Here is a 15549-nt window from a genome sequence, read left to right on the forward strand (position 1 = left end):
ACCATGGGGAACAGTATGCTTGCCGAGCCGCGCACCCTGACCAAGGCCGAGCTGGCCGAACTGCTCTTTGAGCGGGTCGGCCTGAACAAACGCGAAGCCAAGGACATCGTCGACACGTTCTTCGAGGAAATCCGCGACGCCTTGGCGCGCGGCGATTCCGTCAAGCTCTCGGGCTTCGGAAACTTCCAGGTGCGCGACAAACCGCCGCGCCCCGGCCGCAATCCCAAGACCGGCGAGACCATACCCATCGCCGCCCGCCGCGTGGTCACCTTCCACGCCAGCCAGAAACTCAAGAGCGTGGTCGAGCAGGCCACTCCCACGGCGCCCGACGCCGAGGAGTGATACGCTTTGTCGGTAATTGTTATCGGCACTCGACTTCCGCGCGGCATAAAATTCTCTTATGACACGTACTGAATCCACCGTAACCCTACCGCCCATTCCCGCCAAGCGCTATTTCACCATCGGTGAAGTCAGCGACCTGTGTGGCGTCAAGCCTCATGTCTTGCGGTACTGGGAACAGGAATTCACGCAGCTCAAGCCGGTCAAGCGGCGCGGCAACCGCCGCTACTATCAGCATCACGAAGTGCTGCTGATCCGCCGCATCCGGTCGTTGCTGTACGAGCAGGGCTTCACGATCAGCGGTGCGCGCAATCGCCTGGGCGATGCACGCGATACGCCGCACGATCAAGACGCCGCCGTGCGTCTCACCGGCGCCGAGATGCAAGCCCTGCGCAACGAGCTGGGCAATGTGTCGACGATGCTCGGTGAAGCGCTGGGCACGCCGGCTGCAAGCGCCAGCAGCACAGCACAGGCTTGATGCGCGGCGCGCATCAGGCAAGCACGAACTTTTTTCAAGCACGACATCTGGACCCTTGCGTCTTGTGCGCGAGACCTGCAGGCAGGTGATGCAGGCATCGCGCAGGGGACGCAAAATTTTTTTGAGTATTCAGCACTTTTTTTGCACCAATGCGTGCAAACAATTTTTTGTTCTGCTATACTCTTTTTCTTTCGGGGCGTAGCGCAGCCTGGTAGCGCACTTGCATGGGGTGCAAGGGGTCGCGAGTTCGAATCCCGCCGTCCCGACCAGCAATACCCTAAGGGGGTTAGTGATGAAAATCACTAACCCCCTTTCTCATTGGTGCTGCGGTCTTTCCCGTAGCGCTGTGACTGCACAGTGGTGACTGCACTGTAGCCAGGCCCAATCCGCATTCGCAGGCCCCCGTAGCGGTACGGACGGGGCTGCACGCGCATGAAACTGAAAACGTTTTCAGTGAGGCGTTACATGTTTTGGAATCTTCTGATTCCAGGGCCCGCGTTTGAAAGCGATGATGACTGCATCAATATCCTGCCTGCCCTGAATGAAGCGAGCTGCAGCAGTTCAACGTCGCGTGGTTTTCTCTTTGAATCTCAGTTGATTTGCGCGCGCTTCCGGGCCTACTAGCGAAGGAAACGCGGTGCGTACCAGCCTACCCCCCATCACACTCGGCGCAATGGCCTTGTTGGCATTGACATCGCCCGTGATGGCGCACGACTACGGCCAGATCGTTCTCAAACCCCCCGTCAGCAACAATCTCGATACGGTACTGAACCTTGGCGACACGGTGACGCACACCGGCGCGGGCGCCGCCATCGATGTTGCCGGTAGCAATCGGGTGGACGGCAATGGCGTTGCTGTCATTGCCAGCGGCACGGATAGCGTGGGTCTGCAGGCCGCCTCGGGCGGCACCATCTCCTTGATAGACAGCAGCATAGACAACCGAGGCGAGGGCAATGGCGTCTACGCGCAGAACGGTGGCCGCATCGAACTTGACGGTGGTAGTGTCACTGCCGCGGCAGGCAACGGCGTGCATGCCACGGGCGCAGGCTCGATCATCGCCACGCAGGATTTGACCATCACGGCGGTGGGTTCGAATGGTCCCATCCCGGACTGGGTCTCGGGTGTCTATGCAGAGAACGGCGCCCGCGTGTCGCTGGACGGCGGCAAGATCCAGATCACGGGCGGTTTTTATGGCAATGGTGTAGCGGTCGATGGCGCAGGGAGTGTGGTCAAACTGAGCGGCACCGAGATTGTCTACTTCTCTGGTGGATCCACCGTATTCGTGACCCACGGTGGCGGGTTTGAGATGGTCGGCGGCTCTCTCAAAATGTTGGATTCCAACGGCCTGCGCCTGGCCGATGGCGGGAGCATCAAGCTGACCGGGGTGGACATCCAACACGGAGAAAATGGGGGGACGGGCGTCGGCTATGGAGTCCTGGTTGACGACAGTCCAGGGAACACCAACACCGTCACGCTGGAAAACGTTACGTTGGCGTCGACGTCCAACGCCTTGTACGTCAGGGGGGGCGCCAGCAGCCTGTCCGCTTATGGCAGCGCGGTTCAGGCCATTGGCGATTTCGCGAAAGGGCTCATGTTTGGCGACGGCGCGGCGGTGACGCTGGACAATACCCGCATGCTCGTCGAGGGCGGGCCCGACAGCGTTGGCATCCAGGGCGTCAGCAGCTACTCAGGCATGAATCCCTCTACCCTGACCATCAGGAACGGCAGTCAGATCAGCACCAAGGGTAGATACGCCTTGGGGGTTGCCGACAGTGGTCCCTATGCCTTCTTGGTCGCGGACTCTTCCATTATTGCCAGGGATGCCAGCGATGACGACACCAAGGGTGTGCTGCTGTGGTCCATGGGGCAGAACGCACAAGCCAACCTGGATGCCTCCAATGCCTTCCTCAAGGGGGATCTGGTGGCTGAAGAAGGCACGATCGATGTTGCCCTCAGGAATGGGTCTACCCTGACAGGGGCCGTGCAGCAGTACCGCGGACGCGTCAACAGCCTTGCGCTTGATGGCGGCAGCACCTGGAATGTGCGTGGCGATTCCACCCTGGGCACGCTATCGAACGCAGGTGTCGTCGCGTTCGCTACACCCGCTGACGGGTCGGGCTTCAAGACGCTGACCGTGAGCAACTATGCGGGTGGCGGCACACTGGTGCTCAATACCCGCCTGGGCGATGACGCCTCGGCGACCGACAAGCTGGTCATCGACGGCGGTTCGGCAACGGGCAACACCGGCTTGCGCGTCATCAATGCCGGCGGCGCCGGTAACAGCACCGGCACCGGCATCCGCGTGGTGCAGACGATCAACGGCGGCACCACCGCGCCGGGCGCGTTCCATCTGGACGCCGGTTCCACTGGCTACCGCGCCAGTGCGGGCACGATCGCCTTGAACGGCTACGACTACAGCCTGGTCCAGGGCGGCAATGGCGGCGCAGCGCCGGACTGGTACTTGACATCGACCTACTCCACGCCGCAGCCCGATCCCGCCGTGCAGCCCCCGTCCGTCGTGCAGCCCGTGCCCATCGTCCAGCCCCTGAAACCGGGTTTTCAGAACGTCTCGCCTGAAAGCGGCGCCTACGCCGGCAACCAATTGGCCAGCACCCGGCTGTTCATGCATGGTCTGCACGACCGCGTCGCTGCCTACGGCGCAACAAGCGCCGGCACGCCGGATGCCGACGGCGCCATTGCCGGGCCCGGCCGAGGCTTGTGGACCCGCGTCCAGGGACGCCAGGACAGCGGCCTGCGCATGTCCGAGGGCCGCGTCGATGTCGCCACCGACAGCATGGTGCTGCAGCTGGGCGCGGATCTCATCAGAGTTCCCGTCAGTCGGAACGGCTCCCTTTACGCTGGCCTGATGGGCGGATACGGCGATGCTCGCTCCCGCTCCCTATCCACGATGATGTTGCCTGGCGGCGTCACCGCCAAGACCCGTGCGCACGGCAAGGTGTCCGGCTATTCGGTGGGTGTGTATGGAACCGCCTATCAGAATGACGCGACGCGCCTGGGCGCCTATGCCGACAGCTGGCTGCAACTGGGCCGCTATCGCAACCAGATCGATAGCGAGGTCGGCTCGGCCCGCTATCGCTCCACGGTCCTGAGCGCCTCGGTCGAAGCAGGTTATGCGGTGGCTCCTTTTGCGGCCGGCTCGGCGTTGGGCGCCATCGTGCTCGAACCTCACGCGCAGTTCGTCTATAGCCGCTACGGCGCGCAGGATGCCACGTTGCAGGACACCCGCATGCGCCCGGGCAATGCCAACACCTGGAACTCGCGTATCGGGGTGCGGGTGTATCCACAGGCTGCCGCCGCACCGGTCGTGCGCCCGTTTCTCGAGGCCAACTGGCTGCACAATTTTGGCAACCCGTCGGTGCAGATGGGCCCCAACACGCTGGACGCGGCGCCGTCGCGCAACAGCCTGGAGCTGAAACTGGGCGCCGAAGGCCGGATTGGCCGCGCCGTGCGGATTTCAGGCCATGTGTTTAGCCAGGCTGGCAGCGGCGACCAAGGCGGCTATGGCGGCATGCTCAATGTGGGGTATCGCTGGTAGCGGCAGATACAAAAAGACCTTGTTCTTTGCACTCGGAGGTGCAGGAACGGCTGTCCGTGCTGCCGGGCGGCGGGCCAGTCGATCGACGGGGGAATCTGGAAACTTTCCACGCCGCGCAAGAGGGCTTGCAGGGCGCTTCGCGTGGCGGCGTCGGGGAAGAGCTGTTCTGCACTTGTGCTGTCGTCCGTGGCCGGCCGGTCGATGCCCATGTCGTTCTCCGTCAAGTGGTTGAATCCGTATCAGACCCGCACGGTATCCGTCCCACGCGGCAAGGCATACGCGTGGCGGAAGTAGTCGCGCAGCACGCGCCTGGGGCCTGAGATGTCGGTGCCCTTGCGCCAGGCCAGGCCGACGTTCATGGGCGGGATCGGGTCTTTGAGCTGGATGGTCTCGATGCGGCGGCCTTCCAATGACCAGGGCCGATAAACCATGTCCGACAGCACCGCGACGCCGCCGCCGTTGGCGACCGTGCTGCGCACCGCTTCGACGGACGAGGTGCGCAGGCGCACGTCGGGCCGGAAGGGCGTTTCGCTCCAGTAGCGCAGGGCGGTGTGGGCGGCCTCGTCGACGGTGAGCATGATGAAGGGTTCTTCCGCCACGTCCTCAAGCGTGACGGTATCGCGCGCCAGGAGGGGATGGCGTGCCGGCACCCACAAGCGCCGTGGCGAACCGAAGAAATGTTCTACCGCCAGTTCGGGATTCACCACGTTGGAAGTGAGCAGCACCGCCATGTCGTAGCGGTGCGCGATCAGTCCTTCTTCGATGGCGTTGCGGTTGAGCTCGTGCAGCTGGATATCCAGGTTGGGGTAGAGCTGCGACAGGCGCTGCAGGTGATAAGGAAGGAAGTAGCCGATCACGGTGTACGAGGCCGCCAGCAGCAGGCGGCCGCTTTCGCGCGCGTCGGCCCGGGGCATGCGCAAGGCCTCGTCGACCGACGACAGGATGTTGTAGGCGTGGTTGAGAAACCCGCGGCCGGTTTCGGTCAGGGCGACGCCGTTGGCGCCACGCAGGAACAGGGGCGAACCGACGATGTCTTCGAGCTCGCGGATTGCGGTGGTGACGGCCGATTGTGAAATGGCGAGCTGGATCGCCGCCTGCGAGATCTGTCCCAGTTCGGCAGCCGCGACGAAATATTTGAGTTGCCGAAGCGTGAGTGACATGACGGGCTTATCTGATTAATAGATAGTGAAGCCACAGGATATCTGTTTATCCGCACCATCAGCGTGCCTGGGATTTCAGGGAAATCCCTGAATTCCCATAGGAATCCGTCGACTGCCCCGATGTGGTGCATGAAGCGGGATATCGAAAATTCAGATAAAGATCGATCCAAAAAAAGAACTTTTTATCCCTTGATGCCTTCGCTACTGTGCAGCCATGACGCGGGCAATTGGCCCGCAGGTAGAAAGGAGGACCCTGTTTCATGACCAAGGCGACGATAGACCTGAACTCCGACATGGGCGAGGGATTTGGACCCTGGAAGATCGGCGACGACGTGGATGACGCGATCATGCCACTGATCAGTTCGGCCAATATCGCCACCGGATTTCATGCCGGGGACCCCAACATCATGAACCGCATGGTCAAGATGGCGCGCGAGCACGGCATCGGCATCGGCGCGCATCCGGGGTTTCGTGATCTGGTGGGCTTTGGCCGACGTGACCTGAACGAGAGCGCCGAGGGCCTGGTCAACGACATCGTCTACCAGTTGGGCGCGCTGCGCGAATTCGCCCGCCTGCATGGGCTGCGTCTGCAGCATGTGAAGCCGCATGGCGCGTTGTACATGCGCGCCGCGCGGGACGAAACGCTGTCGCGTCGGCTGGTAGAGACTTTGCGCGACCTGGAACCGACGTTGATGCTGTATTGCATGGAACAGTCCGTGACCTGCCAGGTGGCGCGGGAAATGGGCGTGCCCGTGGTGCGCGAGTTCTATGCCGATCGGGATTACGACGCCAGCGGCTCGATCGTGTTCACGCGGTACACGCAAGCGCTGGATCCGCAGCAGGTGGCCGACAAGGTGCTGCGCGCCTGCGTCCAGGGCAAGGTGCGCACCGTCGAGGGACGTGACATCGCCATCGAGTTCGATTCAGTCTGCATCCACAGCGATACCCCCGGCGCCCTGGCGCTGGTGCAGGCCACCCGGGCCCGGCTCGAGGCCCACGGCATTCGCATCGCGCCGCCGCAACTGGCCTGACGCCGGCTACGAATTCCATATCCATTCCAAGGAGAAAACCCCCATGTCGCAGCAAGAGATCCAGAGCCCGCTGCCGGGCACCTTCTACCACCGCCCCAGTCCGGATGCCGCGCCGTTTGTCGAGGTGGGTACGACCGTGCGGCCCGGCGATGTGATCGGCATTGTCGAGGTGATGAAGCAGTTCAACCAGATCGAGGCCGAAGTGGGCGGGGTGGTGCGCGAGATCCTGGTGGCCGATGGCGAACCGGTCGAACCCGGTCAGGCGCTGTTGCGCATCGAGGGCTGAGGCATGGGTATTCCTTCGTTCTATCGGCCTCGTCGCATCCACACCTTGCTGGTGGCCAATCGCGGCGAGATCGCCGTGCGTGTGATCCGCGCCGCGCGCGAGTTGGGGATGCGCACGGTGGCGGTCTACAGTGACGCGGATCGCGACGCCCTGGCGGTGCGCCTGGCCGACAGCGCCATGCACATCGGCGCGGCCCACGCGTCGCGCAGCTATCTCAATGCGCAGGCTTTGCTGGACGCGGCGCGCGAGAGTGGCGCGGACGCGATTCATCCCGGGTATGGTTTCCTGGCCGAAAACGCCGATTTCTCGCAGGCGGTGACCGAGGCCGGGTTGATTTTCGTCGGCCCCGACGCCCCCACCATCCGCAGCATGGGTGACAAGGCCGCCGCGCGCGCCAGCGCCAAGGCGGCGGGGGTGCCGACCGTGCCGGGCAGCGAGGGCGTGGTCGGTTCGCTGGACGAGGCGCTCAGCCACGCGGCGCAGATCGGCTACCCCTTGATGATCAAGGCGTCGGCCGGCGGCGGCGGGCGCGGTATCCGGGTGGCGGCCGACGAGGCCGCGCTGCGCGAGGCCATTCCCATGGCGCAGGCCGAGGCCCGCGCCGCCTTCGGCGACGGTGGCGTCTACCTGGAACGCTACCTGCCACGTGCCCGCCATATCGAGGTGCAGGTATTGGGCGACGGCCAGCGCGCAGTGCACCTGTTCGAACGCGAATGCTCGTTGCAGCGGCGGCGCCAGAAGGTGTTCGAGGAAGCGCCGTCGCCCGCGCTCAGCCCCGCTCTGCGCCAGGCGCTGTGCGAGTCGGCGTTGCGCCTGACCGAGTCGGTGGGCTATTGCGGTGCCGGCACGCTGGAATACCTGTACGACGAGACGCGCGGAGAGTTCTATTTCATCGAGATGAATACGCGCATCCAGGTCGAGCATCCGATCACGGAAGCCATTACGGGCATCGACCTGGTGCGCGAGATGCTGCGCATCGCCGACGGCGAGCCGCTGCGCCTGAAGCAGCCGGACATCGTGATGCGCGGCGCCGCCATCGAATGCCGCCTGAATGCGGAAGACCCGTCGCGCAATTTCGCGCCCGGCCCGGGCACGGTGTCGCATGTGCGGTGGCCGGCAGGCCCGGGCGTGCGCATCGATTCGATGGTCTATGCCGGTAGTGTGGTGCCGCCTTACTACGATTCGTTGCTGGCCAAGCTGATCGTGTGGGACGAGGACCGGGCCAGTGCGCTGGCGCGGATGGCGCGGGCGCTGGACGAGACGGAATTCGAAGGGGTGCCTTCGACGCTGGCCCTGCACCGCGCGCTGGTGGCCGACCCGGGTGTCGTCGCGGGCGACTATCACACGAATTACCTGGAAAGCTGGATGCAGCAACGGGAGGAAACCCAATGACGGTGCGCTATACCCACGGGGGCGATGAGTTCATCTTCGCCGAGATCAGCGAGTCCATGTCGCTGGCCGCGTTCTTCAAGGGCATGGCGATCACGCGGGCCCTGCGCGAGCGCGCCGTGCCGGGCGTGAGCGAAATCTGCCCGGCCAATGCCTCGTACCAGATCCGCTACGACCCCGAGCAGGTCGCGCCCGCCGCCATGGTGGAGATCCTGCGGGAGATCGAAGCCGGCATCGACCTGGACAACCTGCGCCTGGAGACTCGCGTCATCGAGGTGCCGGTGCTGTACAACGACCCCTGGACGTACGAGACCCTGATGCGCTTTCGCGAACGTCACCAGGACGCGGGTTCGACCGATCTGGAGTACGCGGCGCGCATCAACGGCTATGACGGCGTCGACGCTTTCATCGCGGCGCATTCCGGGGCGCCCTGGTTCGTGTCGATGGTGGGCTTTGTGGCCGGCCTGCCGTTCATGTTCCAGATGGTCGAACAGGAACGCCAGATCGAGGTGCCCAAATATCTGCGGCCCCGCACCGACACGCCCAAGCACACCGTGGGGCATGGCGGCTGCTTCGCCTGCATCTATTCGGTGCGCGGCGCGGGCGGCTACCAGATGTTCGGCGTGACGCCGGCGCCGATCTTCGAGCCGGCCCAACGCCAGGCGCACCTGCGCGAGTCGATGGTGTTCTTCCGGCCTGGCGACATCGTCAAGTTCAAGCCGATCAGCCGCGCCGAATACGACACGGCAGAGGCCGAGGTCGAGGCCGGCACTTTCCTGCTCAATATTCGTCCGGTGTCGTTCTCGCTGGCCGAGTTCATGGCTGCGCCGACGCAGTACAACGCCCGCCTTCTGGAGACGCTCCATGCCGCATGACGAACCGCTCATCGAAGTGATCAAGCCCGGGCTGGCGACGTCGGTCCAGGATCGGGGCCGCCAGGGCCATTACCACCTGGGCATCCCGCCGTCCGGGGCGCTGGACCAGTATGCGCTGGCTGCCGCCAATCTGCTGGTGGGCAACCTCGAGGGGGCGGCGGTACTGGAATGCACGCTGCTGGGCCCCGAACTGCGGTTCACGCGTGCGGCGCTGATCGCGGTGACGGGTGCGACCATGGTGCCCAAGATCGATGGCCAGGCCCAGGCCTGCAACACCGCGCTGGCGGTGCCGGCCGGCGCCCGGCTGTCGTTCGACTTCGTGCAGGCCGGTGCCCGCGCCTGCCTGGCGGTTGCCGGCGGTATCGACGTGCCCGAGGTGCTGGGCAGCCGCTCTACCTACACGCTGGGGGCGATCGGCGGTTTCGAGGGGCGCCGCCTGCAGGCGGGCGATCGCCTGCGGGTGGGGGCGCCGTCGCCCGGTGCCTGGGCGGGCCGGGCGCTGCCGGCGGCATTGGCCGTCGCCTGCCCCAAGGAACAGGTGCTGCGCGTGGTGCCGGGCCTGTATGACCATCGGCTGATGCCGGAGTCGGCCGCCTCGTTCTACGAGGACAGCTGGAGCGTGACCTCGGAAGCCGACCGCATCGGCTATCGCTACAAGAAGGGCCGCGCGCTCAAGTTCCAGCCACGCGAACAGCCGTTCGGCGCGGGCGCCGATCCGTCCAATATCGTGGACGCCTGCTACCCGATCGGCTCGATCCAGGTGCCGGCCGGTGTGGAACCCATCATCCTGCATCGGGACGCCGTTTCCGGCGGGGGCTACGCCATGATCGGCACCGTCATCAGCGCCGACCTCGACAAGGTCGGCCAGATGCAGCCGAACCAGCAGGCCCGCTTCGAGCGCGTCACGCTCGAGACGGCGCTGCAGGCGCGCAAGGACTATCGCGCCAGCCTGGAGCGATTGCGCGTCGCGTTGGGCTGATTCCCGCCTCGCTTTCCCATTGATCGCTGCTTTCCTTCCGGCCTGTTCCGACAGGCTGGACGGGCCTTCTTGCGCCCGTGCTTTGCGCGTTTCACCCGCTGTACGCCGTACCGCCGTACTCGTCCGCGTTTCGCGGTTCTTCAGCACGTCAGGAGAGCCTTTCATGGCCAACCTCAATTCCAGCACCGCGTCTTCGGACCGGGATACTTCCATGGCCACCGTGGCCGACGCCGACCGCATGGGTCGATTTCCGCTCACCATGGCCTGGTGGGCAGTTTGCAGCGCCATTTTCTACATCGTGGTCGGCGCCACGCTGGCGCTCAATTACGGCGCGCGCAACGCCATCATCGGCATGCTGCTGTCGGTGGTTTCCTATGGCCTCATCAATGGCGTGATTTCGCGCTATGCCATCCGAACCGGCCAATCGGTGGCGCTGTTCTCGCGCAGCGTGTTCGGGACGTCGGGCGCGGCGCTGGCCACCTTGATCTTCTTCGCCACGGCCATCTACTACGCGGTGTTCGAGGGGTCGGTGATGGCCGTGGCCGCGCACCACATGTTCCCGGTGGTGCCTTACTGGGCCTTTGCGTTGCTGGTGGTGATCTACAGCGTGCTGCTGATCTTTGGCAGCGTGCAGCGCTGGCTCGACAAATTCAACGGCGTGTTGCTGCCGTTCTACCTGGGCGGCCTGCTGTTGGCGGTGGTCATGGCCACGCGCGAGTACGGCTACAGCGATGCCTGGCTGGCGTTCGGGCCGTCCGGTGGACCGGTGGCAGGGGGCTGGTGGGACGCCTACGTCTATTACATGGGCGTCTGGGTCCTGATGATGTTCACGTTCGACTATGCCCGCTTTGGCCGCCGCGAAGATATGCGCTATCACGGCCGCTACAACTTCGGCATGCCGTTCTACCTGGTGACGTTTCTGCTCAACGGCGTGGCCGGCATCTACCTGGTCAGCATCATTCCGGGCGATGGCGCGCTGAGCGAAGTGTCGGTCGTGCTGGCACTGCTCAAGCTGATGGGCCTGGGCGGACTGTTTTTCGTATGGGTGACGCAGACTCGCATCAATACCGCGAACTACTACCTGGCCACCATCAATATGCAGGCCTTCTTTGCACGGTTTGGCGGAGCCCGGCTGTCCAAGGCGATGTGGGCGGTGATCGTGGGCGCGGTGTCGTACGCGCTCATGCTGTTCGACGTGTTCACCTACCTGCTGCAGGCGCTGGCCTACCAGGGCATTTTCGTGGTCGCGTGGGTGGCCGTGGCATTGGTGCACATCCTGGCGGTCGGCAACACGCCACAAACGGCGGGCGAGGGCGGCAGCGCCTATAACCGCCGCGGGCTGGGCGCCTGGTTCGCTGGCGCCGCCAGCGGCCTGGTGTTGATGCACTTGAGCGGCCTGGCAGCGACCTTCGCGGCGCCGGTCAGCTTCGTGGTGGCGGGCGCGGGATACTGGCTCTTTCAGTCAATCGATGATCTCGGCACAGGCGTCGGTAGGCGCGGCGGCGACGCCGCCCACGACCGGCACGATCTTGATGACGGCCGAGGTGACGCGGCAGGGGGCGGCCGCCAGGCCACAGCCCGAGGCGAGCAGGCATAAGGTTGAAACCAGGATCCACTTCATCGAATTCGCTTGGAAAGAATGGGCGGTCGGCGCCGCCCGTTCGCCCGAGGGGGCGCATTCCCGGAATTCTGGCGCAGAGACGGCGGGACTCTTACGCGCAAATGAGGGGGGAGTGTGAATATCTGTGCAGCCCGGCGTACCGGATGTAATCCGGTGCGTCAGGCGGCGGCCCTGGCCTGCAGCGCAATCCGGTTGCCTTCGCTGTCGCGGATTTCGGCCACGAGCCAATCCGGCCCGGCCTGGGTCTTGGGGAACAGGATGTCGCTGCCCAGATCCTGGGCCTTTTGCAGGGCGTCGTCGATGTCCGGCACACCGAAGTAGACGATGGGGCCGTGCAGGGTCGGCACGTAGGCCGGGCCTTGTGCCAGCGCGCCGCTGGCTCCGTCCTGGCCTTCCTGGAATGGAAAGTAGGCCATCTTGCTGTCGTGCAGATCGACGACGCCGTCGAAGGCGATGCCGAACACATGGCGATAGAAGTGCATGGCGCGTTCAAGGTCGGCAGCGGGGATTTCGACGTGGGCGATGAGGTTCATGAGGGCGGGGCAGGTAGGGGAGACGGCATTGACGCCGGGCAGCGCTTGTGGGATTGTCCCAGCCCGGCGGCAGGCTGCCTAGCGGCAGCGGCGCCAATTTGCCGCGGAATGTGCCGCGGCGCCCCATCAACGGAGCTTCCATGGTTACCTGCTATCTGCGTTACGTGATCGATCCCAGTCGCCTGAAGGAATTCGAGGCCTACGGCAAGATGTGGATTCCGCTGGTGGAGAAGTTCGGCGGCACGCACCACGGCTATTTCCTGCCGTCGGAAGGCGCCAACAATATCGCCCTGGCCATGTTTACGTTCCCGAGCCTGGCGGAGTACGAACGCTACCGCCAGCAGTCGATGGACGACGCGGCCTGCCAGGCGGCGTTCAAGTATGCCGAGGACACGCGCTGCATCGTCAGCTACGAACGCAGCTTCTTCCGGCCCGTGTTTGCCTGAACCCCGGGGCCGGGGGGGGCAGGCATGTGCGTGATGGCCGAGCCTTTGGCGACCCGGCTGTTATGGCCTGATTCGTGCCGCTCTGTGCCTGTCGCGCCGATCAGCCACGCCGCATAATCCCTGGCATTCATTTCTTGATGCCAGGATCTCCCATGCGCTACCGCTACGTCACCGCCGATGTGTTTACCGCCCACGCCTACCAGGGCAATCCGCTGGCGGTGGTGCTGGGCGCCGAGGGACTGGATACCGCGCAGATGCAGCGCATTGCGCGAGAGTTCAATTACTCGGAAACCAGTTTCGTGCTGACGCCGCGCGATGCCGCGCATACGGCGTGGGTGCGCATTTTCACGCCCGATCGTGAAGTGCCGTTCGCCGGCCATCCCAACGTGGGCACGGCAGTGGTGCTGGCGCGCGAGATGATCGCGGCGGGGCGCCCGGCGCCGGCGCGCTTTGAATTCGAGGAAGAAGCGGGTCTGGTGCGCATTGCATTGCAGTACGACGAGGCTGGCCGCTTGCTGGGCGCCGAATTGGCCGCGCCGCAGCCTTTGACGCGGGGCAGCCAGGCGTCGGCCGAAGCCGCCGCGCGCGCGCTGCGGCTGCAACCTGCCGATATCGAATTGGCCGAGCACGCGCCGCAGGTGGTGTCCGTGGGCTTGACGTTCCTGGTGGTGCAATTGGCCAGCCGCGATGCGCTGCGCCGCGCCGTGCCGGACCCGGCCGGCTATGCCGCGTTGATGCCCCTGGACGGGGCGCGTTCGATCTACGCCTACACCACCGATGCGGGCGGCGATACGGCGCAGGGGCCGACGGACATCCAGGCGCGCATGTTCACCGGACGCATGACGGAAGATCCTGCCACGGGCAGCGCGACGGGGGCCATGACCGCGTTGCGGGCCGCCTTGCGCGGCGCGGGCGAACTGCGGTTGCGGGTGGGGCAGGGGGTGGACATGGGGCGGGCCAGCCTGCTGCTGGCGCAGGCCGAGGTCCTCGCCGACGGCGTCTGGGCGGGCGTGGCCGGGCAGGCCGTGGTGGTGATGGAAGGCACGTTGCCGGCGCCAGTGATGGATTGATCCGCCGCGTCGGCTGGGGGCAAGCTGAGTTTCGTGAGGGCTTGCTGCGATGCACAATCTTCTAGTATGCTGGCCCCCATGCCTATCGCCCATTTCGCCCCGCCGGCCTTGCCGGCCCGGGCAGACAACCGACGAATCACTCGACGCCTGCGTTGAGTGGCAAGCCGTGTTCAAGCGCCGGATTTCCGGCGCTCCCACCAGAAGGCCACGATACCCCTCGTGGCCTTTTTGTTTGCGCGGCATGCGCGACCTGTTTTCCAGCCATCGAGGTGTCGCGCCCGGCCTTCGTTTTTCCTGCAAAGAGGAACGAAGCATGAAGCACCCTGAACTGGCCATCCGGCCCTTCCACCCGTCCGACGAAGCCGCCGTGATCGGGCTATGGACCGCCTGCGGGCTGACGCGCCCGTGGAACGATCCGCGCAAGGACGTGGCCCGCAAGCTGACCGTGCAGTCCGACCTGTTCCTGGTCGGTGAAGCGGACGGCGAGATCGTGGGCACCTTGATGGGCGGGTATGACGGCCATCGTGGCTGGATCAATTACCTGGCGGTATCCCCGGCGCATCAGCGCCGTGGCCATGCATCCGCCTTGATGCGGGCGGTGGAACGCAAGCTGCTGGAAAAAGGCTGCCCCAAGATCAATCTGCTGATCCGCTCGGGCAACGAGGCGGTGCAGGATTTCTATGCCAGCCTGGGGTTCGAGCAGGATCAGGTGATCAGCCTGGGCAAGCGCCTGATCCCGGATCTGTGAGGCTCAGGGCCGCTGGCCTCGAAGCCCTGCCGCTGAAGATCGGCGGCAGGGGCGTTCAAGTCCCAGGGATGGGGCTCCCACATTTACATGGGCTCGGTCAGGTAGACGCCTTCGCGGCCGACGATCGGCATGCGGGTCGGCATGAAGATCGTGCAGTGGTCGCAGGGCGAGCGGATTTCTTCGCCGGCGTTGATCGCGATGAGTTCGCCTTTGTTGAAGACCTCGAAACCGATGACGGGGCGCACGAAGGAGAAGTCTTCCGACTTGACCATATGCACTTCCAGCAGACGGAACGGCTGGGCGGGCGGGGGCGGCGCGGCGGCGGCGGGCGTGTCGATCAGGCCCAGGTGGGCCAGGAAGCGCAGCGTGACGTCGGTGGCCAGGTCGGCTGCCGATTGCGCGAAGTGCTGGCCGCATTCGACCACCAGCGCGCCGCCGCTGTTCGAGGCGGGATCGCCATGGCGGCCGTAGTTGAGCACGCCGGTGCCGGGGAAACGCCCGGCCGGCATGACCAGCTGCACCGCAGGCGCGCCGACGGCGGCGGCCAGGGTGGTGTTGCGGTCGATCTCGGGGTAGACCCAGAAGGGTTGCACGGGGGCGCGGGTGGAATGGATGTCCAGTACGTAGTCGGCAACGTCCAGCACCGGCCGCAGTTCACGGGCGCGCCGCAGTTCGGGGCTTTGCTCGGCGCCGTCCAGCCATTCGGGCGACCAGATGCGGTTCAGGTTGTGAACCAGCTGGCGGTTTTCGTAGGGGTTGTCGATGTCGAAGGCGTTGTAGGCCTCGATGTTGGCGAAGCTGACGGTGAGCGTGCCGATCTTGGGCCGCACGCCGGTATCGAGCAGATGGGTGGCCGCGACCATGCCACAGATCTCGTTGCCGTGGGTAAGGGCGTTGATGAGCACGTGCGGGCCGGGCTTGCCCGATTCGAAGCGGTGCACGTAGTCAATGCCGGTGTTGCCCTGGCGGTAGGCGGAAAGGTCGCGCGGCAGGACTTCGAGCGGCGCGGTGTCGGGAGCGAAAGCGGGATTGGACATC

The 15549-nt window shown here is 65.0% G+C and carries 15 protein-coding genes, 1 tRNA gene and 1 pseudogene; 13 read left to right on the plus strand and 4 right to left on the minus strand.

Features of this window, described 5'->3' with window-relative positions:
* Positions 1 to 3: 3 nt before the first annotated feature.
* From U858_RS0101175 to U858_RS36470, 4 genes are all read left to right on the plus strand, one after another.
* On the plus strand, positions 4 to 342 hold the full coding sequence (locus U858_RS0101175) for an integration host factor subunit alpha (protein WP_025135360.1): 339 nt from the start codon (positions 4 to 6) through the stop codon (positions 340 to 342).
* A 58-nt stretch (positions 343 to 400) separates the two neighbouring features.
* A complete protein-coding gene (locus U858_RS0101180) occupies positions 401 to 817 on the plus strand; it encodes a MerR family transcriptional regulator (protein WP_025135361.1) in 417 nt (138 codons plus the stop codon).
* Between the two features lie 192 nt (positions 818 to 1009).
* Positions 1010 to 1086, plus strand: a tRNA-Pro gene (locus U858_RS0101185).
* Between the two features lie 1592 nt (positions 1087 to 2678).
* A complete protein-coding gene (locus U858_RS36470; RefSeq protein ID WP_369797630.1) occupies positions 2679 to 4373 on the plus strand; it encodes an autotransporter outer membrane beta-barrel domain-containing protein in 1695 nt (564 codons plus the stop codon).
* 239 nt (positions 4374 to 4612) lie between these two features.
* Here the strand turns inward: U858_RS36470 and U858_RS0101195 are convergent, their stop codons facing one another.
* Complete coding sequence (locus tag U858_RS0101195; protein WP_025135363.1) at positions 4613 to 5533, minus strand: LysR family transcriptional regulator; 921 nt, start codon at positions 5531 to 5533, stop codon at positions 4613 to 4615.
* Between the two features lie 260 nt (positions 5534 to 5793).
* Here U858_RS0101195 and U858_RS0101200 point away from each other — a divergent pair, with 260 nt between their 5' ends.
* The 6 genes and pseudogenes from U858_RS0101200 to U858_RS0101225 all read left to right on the plus strand — a co-directional run.
* The gene (locus U858_RS0101200; RefSeq protein ID WP_025135364.1) at positions 5794 to 6564 is read left to right on the plus strand and encodes a 5-oxoprolinase subunit PxpA; all 771 of its coding nucleotides are present in this window, start codon (positions 5794 to 5796) and stop codon (positions 6562 to 6564) included.
* A 43-nt stretch (positions 6565 to 6607) separates the two neighbouring features.
* Complete coding sequence (locus U858_RS0101205; protein WP_025135365.1) at positions 6608 to 6850, plus strand: acetyl-CoA carboxylase; 243 nt, start codon at positions 6608 to 6610, stop codon at positions 6848 to 6850.
* A 3-nt stretch (positions 6851 to 6853) separates the two neighbouring features.
* Positions 6854 to 8242, plus strand: a complete 1389-nt coding sequence (locus U858_RS0101210) for an acetyl-CoA carboxylase biotin carboxylase subunit (protein ID WP_025135366.1) — start codon at positions 6854 to 6856, stop codon at positions 8240 to 8242.
* The gene (locus U858_RS0101215) at positions 8239 to 9114 is read left to right on the plus strand and encodes an allophanate hydrolase subunit 1 (RefSeq protein WP_025135367.1); all 876 of its coding nucleotides are present in this window, start codon (positions 8239 to 8241) and stop codon (positions 9112 to 9114) included. Before U858_RS0101210 ends, U858_RS0101215 begins: the two co-directional genes overlap by 4 nt.
* A complete protein-coding gene (locus tag U858_RS0101220; protein ID WP_025135368.1) occupies positions 9104 to 10093 on the plus strand; it encodes a biotin-dependent carboxyltransferase family protein in 990 nt (329 codons plus the stop codon). Before U858_RS0101215 ends, U858_RS0101220 begins: the two co-directional genes overlap by 11 nt.
* A 163-nt stretch (positions 10094 to 10256) precedes the next feature.
* Positions 10257 to 11543, plus strand: a pseudogene (locus U858_RS0101225) (cytosine permease); the annotation flags it as partial.
* A gap of 12 nt (positions 11544 to 11555) precedes the next feature.
* On the opposite strand, the gene U858_RS36065 reads toward U858_RS0101225, so the two are convergent.
* Together U858_RS36065 and U858_RS0101230 are read right to left on the minus strand one after the other, a co-directional pair.
* Complete coding sequence (locus tag U858_RS36065) at positions 11556 to 11714, minus strand: DUF6726 family protein (RefSeq protein WP_081821516.1); 159 nt, start codon at positions 11712 to 11714, stop codon at positions 11556 to 11558.
* A 158-nt stretch (positions 11715 to 11872) separates the two neighbouring features.
* Entirely contained in the window at positions 11873 to 12247 is a 375-nt protein-coding gene (locus U858_RS0101230) for a VOC family protein (protein ID WP_025135370.1), read from the minus strand.
* A gap of 140 nt (positions 12248 to 12387) precedes the next feature.
* On the opposite strand from U858_RS0101230, the gene U858_RS0101235 reads away from it, so the two are divergent.
* The 3 genes from U858_RS0101235 (at position 12388) to U858_RS0101245 (ending at position 14511) form a co-directional block, all read left to right on the plus strand.
* Positions 12388 to 12693 (plus strand): NIPSNAP family protein, encoded by a 306-nt coding sequence (locus U858_RS0101235; protein ID WP_025135371.1) that lies wholly within the window; start codon positions 12388 to 12390, stop codon positions 12691 to 12693.
* A gap of 152 nt (positions 12694 to 12845) precedes the next feature.
* On the plus strand, positions 12846 to 13763 hold the full coding sequence (locus U858_RS0101240) for a PhzF family phenazine biosynthesis protein (protein ID WP_025135372.1): 918 nt from the start codon (positions 12846 to 12848) through the stop codon (positions 13761 to 13763).
* A 313-nt stretch (positions 13764 to 14076) separates the two neighbouring features.
* Entirely contained in the window at positions 14077 to 14511 is a 435-nt protein-coding gene (locus U858_RS0101245) for a GNAT family acetyltransferase (protein ID WP_025135373.1), read from the plus strand.
* A gap of 83 nt (positions 14512 to 14594) precedes the next feature.
* On the opposite strand, the gene U858_RS0101250 is transcribed toward U858_RS0101245, so the two are convergent.
* Positions 14595 to 15548, minus strand: a complete 954-nt coding sequence (locus U858_RS0101250) for a succinylglutamate desuccinylase/aspartoacylase family protein (protein ID WP_025135374.1) — start codon at positions 15546 to 15548, stop codon at positions 14595 to 14597.
* Between the last annotated feature and the right edge of the window lies 1 nt (position 15549).

The organism is Achromobacter sp. DH1f, assembly GCF_000633435.1.
GTDB lineage: Bacteria > Pseudomonadota > Gammaproteobacteria > Burkholderiales > Burkholderiaceae_B > Achromobacter > Achromobacter deleyi.